The sequence below is a fragment of the Nonomuraea sp. NPDC005650 genome (assembly GCF_040605375.1).
GTDB lineage: Bacteria > Actinomycetota > Actinomycetes > Streptosporangiales > Streptosporangiaceae > Nonomuraea.
The window spans coordinates 24,983-32,193 of the sequence record NZ_JBEXCR010000083.1; the positions used below are offsets into that span (position 1 = coordinate 24,983).

Sequence of the window (7,211 nt, forward strand, 5' to 3'; positions counted from 1 at the left end):
GGCGCGCTCGGTGGCGCGCTCGGTGGCGCGCTCGGTGGCGCGCTCGGTGGCGCGCTCGGTGGCGCGCTCGGTGGCGCGCTCGGTGGCGCGCTCGGTGCCCTCGCGCTCCGGGTCGCCGGCACGCCCCCGCTCGTGGCCTGTGTCGCGAGCGCGGTCGACCAACTGCTCGATCGCTCGCGGGACGCTCGCTCCCTCGCCCCGCTCGCGCTCGGGCTCGGTGGCGCGCTGGCGAGCGATCGGCTCAGGCTCGGCGCTCACGAGACGGTCAGCGCGATCGCCGCGCAGAGTAGCGGCGAAGGCGGCCAGCGCGCGCTGCAACTCGATGGCGTGGTTGTCGGGCTCGCCGTACCGGGCCCGGTCGGCGTCGCTCTCCAACAGCTCGCGCGGCAGATACAGGCGGGCCGTCTCCCGATCCCGGGACATGGCCGCATACAGGCTGTGCGGGTCCAGGCCGTGGCCGTAGACGAGCGCCTGGTCCACGGTGACGCCCTGGGCGGAGGCGACCGTCATGGCGGTGCCATGGCCCAGCCCGCCGCCGGCGATGTAGCCGGGGGTGATCCACTCCTGCTCCACGCGCGGCCCGTCCGCATACGGGGCGCGCCATTCGACCAGCACCCGCCGCCGCTCGTCGATCGCCATCACGCGACCGCGGTAGCCGTTGAGCACGTTGGCGCCCTGCCCGCGCCGGGCCCGGTAGTCGTTGGTGTGCACGCGCACGTGGTCACCGACCGCCAGCGCAATACTGCGGCCGCCAGCCTGCCGGTAGACCACGTCGGGGCCGGCGATCTCACCGGCGGCGCGACGCACCGCCCGCGCCGCGGCATTCAGCCGGTCGACGTCGGCGTTGCGGCCAGCCAGCAGCGCCACGTTCGCCAGCTCGCCGTGCACATCCCCGGCATACGCGCTGCGCGCGTGCTGCCAGTCGGCCAGCATCGCCGCCATGGTGTCATCCGCGCCGCGCCCGGCATGCACCCGCCCCGCGACGCTCCAGGTGCGCAGCGCCTGCTCACGCTTGCCGCCCCGCCACAAGGCGAGGGCAGCCCGCTCGCCGGCGTCGCGCTGGCGCCGGTTCTCCCCCAGCCTCAGCCCGTCGACCTGGCGGTGGATCGCGGCGAACAACCCGCCGACGCCGATCGCCCGCAGCTGGACCGGGTCGCCGATCAGCACCACCTTCGTGGCCGTGCGCCGCGCCTCGCTCAGCAACACGCTCAGCTGCCGATCGTCGACGATCGCGGCCTCATCGACCACCAGGACGTCGACCCCGTCCAGGCCCGGCCCGTTGCGGATGCGCAGCAGCCAGGTGGCGATCGTGTCGGAGCCGATGCCGGACTCGGCAGCCAGCCCCATGGCCGCCACCGCGGCGGTGGCCGCGCCGGCCACGACCAGGCCGCGGCTCTCCCACGCCGACCGCGCCGCCGCCATGATCATGGTCTTGCCCGCACCGGGCACGCCGATGACCGCCTCCACGCCGTGGCCACCGCCCACCAGGCGTTCCAGCACCTGGCGCTGGGAGTCCGACAGGGCGATCCCGGCGCCAGCCTCGAACGCGCCCAGCGCGAGCTCGGCGGCCGCGCCGTCCACGAGGGCCAGGCCCGCGCCGTAACCGGCGCGCGTCAAGGCCAGCGCCTGCTGTTCGGCGTCGGTGATGTCGCTGGAGGTGTAGCACTGGCCGTTGGTCAACGTGGCAGCGCTGGCGGGCGTCGCCAGCTGTATCACGGGGCCGTGCTGGAGGACCTGGTCGGTGAGCGCGTCGGCGTCGGCCAGGCTCGCGACGCCGTCCGGCAGCGCATCGATCACTTCGGCGAGCACATCGGACCGGGAGACGATTTTGGTGTGGCCGGTCAGCCCATCCTCGGGCCGCCAGATCCACGCGGCGATCGCGGCCGGGCTGGGCCGCTCCGCCAAGCCCTGGGCGGCACCCAGACAAGCGGCGGTCACGGCAGCCGGGTCATAGCCGGCAGCGCGGGCCTGCGCGCGCCACGACGCCCGGGTGTCCACCGGCCCGGCCGGGGCGCTGTTCTTGGCCTCCCGAGTCCGGGCGCCGGCCATCTTGCGCTGGGCGGTGCTCGCCGTGGCGACGTCGTCCAGGCCCATCGCGCCGAGCAACTCGGCGGCGACCTGACCGCCGCGCTTGGAGTACAGCTCCCGCAGGCCGGCGCCGATGCCGACGATCTCCCACGCGCCGGTGCGCGGGTCCCGCGTCCAGGCCAGGCCGTACTCCTCGGTGAGCAGGCGCCGCAGCCGAGCCTGCACCAGCGTGCCGGCGGCCTTGTCATGCCGGTACAGATCACGGCTGCCGTCGCCGAACACCCCCCACGTGCCATCCACGCAACGCGTCATGTTCGCCAGCACGACGTGCGCATGCAGGTGGACATCGCCGACCTGCCCGCCGGTCGGCCGGGCCGATCGGTGCCACATCACCCAGCCGATCAGACCGGTGCCCTCCACCCGCCTGCCGAGCTTGCCGTCGCCCTTCTGCCCGCGGATGCCGTACCCGGCCCAGGCCTCGATGGCGGCCACGGTGTCGGCGACGGCCTGGGCGAACAGGTCCTCGATCCCTTGGGCTAACTCCGCATCTGCCAGCCCGTACAACACGCTCACACTTTTCGGCAGATCCAGGGTCACGTCGTAGCCGCGGTTGCCGACCTGCACCCGAGCATCGCGGTGCGCACGCGCGGCTTCCAGCCGGTCAGCGTCGTAGACGTCGGCCAGGTCGACGCCGGCCACCTTGGCCAGCCGCTCGGCGTCGCCGATCGGGATCTGGTGGGCCGCGCCCTCACGCTCGACCCCGCGCGCCAGCCTGCCCGCGCGTTTGACCGCCCACTTCACCCCGGACACCAGCGTCTCCACGGTGACCTCGCGCTCGCCGGCGGCCTGCTGCAGCGCCTGCAGCAACGGGATCGCGGCCAGACGCGACAGCGGATGGCTCGCCTTCTTCGGCTCCACCAGCCGCTCGCCGGTGCCCGGGTGGCAGCCGTCCATCAGCGCCCGGGCGGCCTTGTGGTGCTCAGCGGTCAACGGCAGGCCCGCCGCGATCCCGTCCTCCGCCAGCCCCAGCTCGGCGAGGCCGGACCCGATCCACGTCAGGCCGCGCCCCGCCTCCTGCCCGGCAATCGCCGGCGCGGCCTCACCGAGAGCCTGGCCGTCGGCCAGCCGGTAGCTCACCTGATCGCAGCCGGCGCCCTCGCTCAGCCGGTAGTCGATCTGCGCCCGGTCCGGACCGAGCACCGTCACCCATGCCACCCGGACCACCCCCGAACGCGTCCGTGACCTGTGGCTTTCTCGCTCCTCGTATGGCGTAGCCATACGTGGGTTCTTACGATCTTGAAGCTTGGTAGATAAATGGTGACATTTATGAGTCATGAGTGGCAATGCACTTTGTCGGATTCACTCGTGACCCATTGGCGCTAATGAGAGTTTTGGTGTGGTTCGTGATGGTGGGCTGATGGCTGTGTGGGCTTCGAGCTCGGCGACGGCCCGGGCCGTCGCCGAGGACCTTGAAAAAGTGGAACCCCCCGGCCCTCGCGCGCGCGGGCCGGGGGGTTCCGGTCGTCCAGGGAAGAGCTACATGCGCCGGGGGCGCTTCGGGCGAATGAGTAGCTGGTCCTTGGTGTGCCAGTGGCACTCAAGGGCGAAGATCGGGTCGCGCTCCATGCCGTACCCGTTCACCCCAGGCGACGTTGCCGTACCCGGCGCTCGTGATGATCTGATCGTCCACGGTCTGGAGGTCGCTCTCGCTGGCGACGTGGACGATGACCGGCGCGTCGTCGGGCAGGCCGGCCAGCGCCTCCCGGAGCTGACCGGCCGTCCAGGCCCGCTCGCCTTTAGGGCTGGTGACCGTCTCCCACGGCACGACGCCGGTCCGGGGGACCTGATCATCGTCCCGGTCGTCGTCCTGGGCGGCCGGGAGCACGGAGGGGCCGGGACCGGACGCCCAGCGCTCCTGTTCGGACGGCTCACGCCCCGACAGGGCCTTCCCCCGGCTCTGGGCGGTGGAGCGGGCTACATCCATCGCGGCCGCCAGGTCGCCGTGGCTGCCACGCTCGGCTTCGCCGACGATCTCGCCGATGGTGCTCATCGCGGTGCGCGGATAGTGGCGGATCAGCCAGTCCAGCAGGCGCGCCACGCCGGGCAGGATCCCGTAGAAGGACGGCTCCGGGGCGCCGAGCTCAGGCCGCTGGCCCCGGATGCCGAACTCGTACATGAAGGCGCAGAAGACGGTGTCGGCCATGGCAGACCCACAAAGTTAGGGGCGATGACACGTGGTCGGGCTGATATCAGCAGTAATCGCGGTGGCCGGAGCGGTCTTCACTGCAGGTTTCGGCTTCTGGTGGCAAGCTCGGCTCAGGAACGTCGAGCGACAGGACTACATGAGTCGCTATCGGGACTCGCTGCTGTGGGTAGCCTTCGACTTACAGAGCAGGATCTACAACCTCCTCTTCGGCCATCAGGTTGACCGCGAGACAACAGGATCCGGTTTCATGCAGGCATTCCTGCTCGAGGGAACCGACCGGCAAGCAAGGTACGTACGCTTCAGCACGGCCTACGTCTTCGCCGAATACCTGGGATGGGCCGAGATCTTCCGACGCGACATCCAGTTCTTAGACCTCGGCAAGAACAACCGCAACCGCAAAGTGCTGCTCTGCCTGTCGAACATCAGCCGCACGCTCAGCTCGGCGCGTATCTCAGGGACTGGATACAGATTGTTCCGAGCTGACCAGCGAGCCATCGGCGAACTGATGATCGTCGATGACAGCCAACCCGGGAACCGCTGGTGCCGCGGCTATGCCGAATTCACTCGCATGATCCTCGCCGACGGCGAACTCCGAGACTGGACCCAGGAACTGTTCGACCACATCGACAGAGCAGCGCGCCATCCTGATGAAGCCACCGAGCGTCTGCTGAGACTGCAACATCAACTGGTCGAACTCATCGATCTCCTGGACCCCCGTCAGGTCCGATTTCCCTCGACGGAGCGCACCCGCTTTCAGCCAGCCGAACCTCTCGCCGAACTTGAGCCTTACCAGGTTGGCCAGCTGGGCCCTCGCCCGCAACCCGAGATCCACCAGGGCGCATCTTCTGAAAGGGCGGGGAACCCGGTCCCAGAGCGGTTCGGCCGTAATCAGCCATGATGGAAGCGCGGGCACAGGTCTCCTCAGTGATCACAGAGCGTCGCAACTCCATGATCACCAAGACCTGTGCCAGCTCCGCTGCCGAAGTCCCCAGCTGCCCCTATCTGCGCGGCCTTTAAGCGAGAGCGGGGCTGAGTGACGGAGCTAGTGCCCATCCGTGGGAAGGACAGGGACATGAAGCATCGCCCTAAAGGTTGTTTGAGAATTGTTTTCACCTCAGAGGATCTCGTGCTCACCCGGATGGCCACCCGAACCGACCTCCTATGGGAGATGGTGGGCAGCCTGCATCGCATGCAGTCACCTGGTGGGGGCAAGGCAATGGCCGCGTGGCGCCGACATGCCCACGCCCGTCTGACCGAACATGGCTTGTTACCCTTCGTGCGCGCTTTCCTGTTTCCACTCACGCCCCGGGCACCGTACTTTCCTGATTTCCTCACCCCGATAGAAGCGCAACTGGGACTCGAACACGGAGTCCAGGCACTCGTCGACACCCCCAGAAAACGCGTCCGGGAAGAAATGGAGCTACTGCGTCGTAGTGCTGGCCTACCGTCCGCCAGCTTGGAGGATCTTGCACGCGGCAATCCACAATCCGTGCGACGGCTTGGCCGGATCGCGGCCGACTACTGCCAGACAGTCCTTTCTCCGCAATGGCCCGAGACTGAGCGTGCGCTGGCCGGCGAACGCGCCATCATGCTGCGTACCCTTGCCGCAGGCGGTGTCGACCAGATGCTCGCGCACCTGGCACCGGCAGCGCTCTGGCGCCCCCCCGTTCTCAACGTTGACTATCCGCCAGGGCTGAACCGGGTGGTTCATTTGCGCGGGCGAGGCTTGACGTTGATTCCTTCCTACTTCTGTCGGGGCAACCCGGTTGCTCTGGTAGACCCAGCGTTGCCTCCCGTGCTGGCCTATCCGATCCCACGGCGGGTTCACTCCAACGCCACTGTGGGGGATGCTCTGGCGGCCCTGTTAGGCCGGACACGAGCGGCAATCCTTAGCTGCATCACTCTGTCCCCTGGCTCCAGCACCAGCGAGCTGGCCCGCGACGCGCGGGTCTCATTGTCGACGGCGAGCGAGCACGCCTATGTGCTACGCCAAGCCAAGCTGATTGCCAGCGTCCGGCAGGCCACCCTGATGCTTCATTATCCGACCGACTTGGGCATCGAACTTGTCACCGAGGCTACTCAGCCTCCAGCAGAAAGTTGAAGCGAACTGAGGTGGTACTGACGTCGGCCTTTCGGGCACCGGCGAAACACTTTTACGCGATGATCGTCGATCGCCGAAGATGGGGCTGCACCTGAGGTTGATGCCCTGGACATGCGAATCGGGGTTGCGCAATGACACTGCGGCACTCCGGTGCTTCCCAATTAGGGAGCGCGCAAATTCAGACATCTAGCCACAAAGCACTATGACCATCTCTTGACAGGAGGACATCATGGCACTGGCAAGCAAGGTCTTCGCGACAGCAGCTCTGTGTACATCGGCGCTTCTGGTCCCGGCTTCCGTCGCAGCGGCGCCGGCATCTGCATCGACGTCCGGTCCCGTCACTATTGCCGCGAACGCATGCGGTCTACCCACACACGCCACGCCGCCCAGCAAGTTCATCCGGAGTTACGGCAACTGCAACACCTGCATCAGGGACGCCGCCAAAATGACGACGAGCGACCTCTTCGGGAGGCGGTACTACTGCACCTACAACCCGAGCAACGACCTGAACGACCTGCACCAGTACCTCGGCTAGTCGCTTTGCAGCAAGGCCGGGCACCCATCAAGGCATGAAGTGGCCAGACTGCTGATGGGCGCATCCTTGCTGGTGCGTCCGGGGCCGGTTGCAACGGTCCCGGACGCACTTACTCAGCACGCGCAGGCGTTTTCGGGGCGCAGGACCAAGTAACGCCGAAAGGAACAGTCTCCTGGTCGCGAGGGGTGTGCGCGCGAGGGCGACGGCTCGAACATGGTCGGCGTGCGGCACCGGAGGGGCCTACGTGCGCCGGGGGCGCTTCGGGCGAATGAGTAGCTGGTCCTTGGTGTGCCAGTGGCACTCAAGGGCGAAGATCGGGTCGCGCTCCATGCCGTACCCGT

The 7,211-nt window shown here is 68.4% G+C and carries 4 protein-coding genes; 2 read left to right on the forward strand and 2 right to left on the reverse strand.

Annotated elements, in window-relative coordinates; genetic code table 11:
- Together mobF and ABZS69_RS64410 are read right to left on the reverse strand one after the other, a co-directional pair.
- Positions 1–3,243, reverse strand: a 3,243-nt coding sequence (gene mobF, locus ABZS69_RS64405) for a MobF family relaxase (RefSeq protein ID WP_355394174.1), incomplete at its 3' end; no start/stop codon positions are given.
- 382 nt (positions 3,244–3,625) lie between these two features.
- The gene (locus ABZS69_RS64410; RefSeq protein WP_355394177.1) at positions 3,626–4,231 is read right to left on the reverse strand and encodes a DUF6225 family protein; all 606 of its coding nucleotides are present in this window, start codon (positions 4,229–4,231) and stop codon (positions 3,626–3,628) included.
- Positions 4,232–4,262: 31 nt separating this feature from the next.
- Between ABZS69_RS64410 and ABZS69_RS64415 the strand changes: the two genes are divergently transcribed.
- Entirely contained in the window at positions 4,263–5,132 is an 870-nt protein-coding gene (locus ABZS69_RS64415; protein WP_355394180.1) for a hypothetical protein, read from the forward strand.
- Positions 5,133–5,306: 174 nt separating this feature from the next.
- Entirely contained in the window at positions 5,307–6,335 is a 1,029-nt protein-coding gene (locus tag ABZS69_RS64420; protein ID WP_355394183.1) for a helix-turn-helix domain-containing protein, read from the forward strand.
- The last annotated feature ends 876 nt before the right edge of the window (positions 6,336–7,211 follow it).